The sequence below is a fragment of the Haloferax sp. Atlit-6N genome (assembly GCF_003383195.1).
Taxonomy (GTDB): domain Archaea; phylum Halobacteriota; class Halobacteria; order Halobacteriales; family Haloferacaceae; genus Haloferax; species Haloferax gibbonsii.
The window spans coordinates 1-563 of record NZ_QEQJ01000140.1; the positions used below are offsets into that span (position 1 = coordinate 1).

The window sequence follows — 563 nt, forward strand, 5'->3', positions numbered from 1 at the left end:
TTCAACGACAGTGCTCCAGCGCGAACAACTCACCCGCTTCGACCCCACACTCGATGCGAATGAAACATGGCATCAACCACATACTGTTAGGCCGACTCTCACAGGAGAGCGTCTTCGACTCACCTACTTACTCTATCGCGGTTCCCCACCACAACAGCCATCTGTTGACTCCGCATATCGTGAGACCCACCTTTGGCTCAATGTCACAGAGATGTAAGGAGGAAGCCCACGGGTTTACTGCTGTCTCTTACCCACAACTCCTATCGCCGTAGTTCGTGGAACCTGTGGCCAAGATGCAGAGCGGTTCACGAAGCCGTCGAGCTGATGTAGAAGAGGCTGAACTGTGTCAAACGGACGTCTATGGCACAGTTCGCAAGGAGTTCAAGTCTGCTGAGTTTGGTGACGAACGGCTCACTGACCGATTGATGCAGTCGGAGATCGGCTCAGGGCACCTGCCAAGTCGATCCCTAACGCCTGCGAGGACTGGGCCTCCACAAAGGCTACATACCGATTTTGCGATGACGAGCGTGTGGATCCGAAGCGAGATTCTTGATGCGCACAAG

1 protein-coding gene and 1 pseudogene are annotated in these 563 nt (G+C 54.4%); both read left to right on the plus strand.

All coding sequences use genetic code 11. From position 1 onward, the window contains the following. A partial coding sequence (locus DEQ92_RS21610; protein WP_115821766.1) for a DUF1616 domain-containing protein occupies nt 1-217 on the plus strand: 217 nt, incomplete at its 5' end. A 76-nt stretch (nt 218-293) separates the two neighbouring features. Beyond that, nucleotides 294-563: pseudogene (locus tag DEQ92_RS21615) on the plus strand (transposase); the annotation flags it as partial.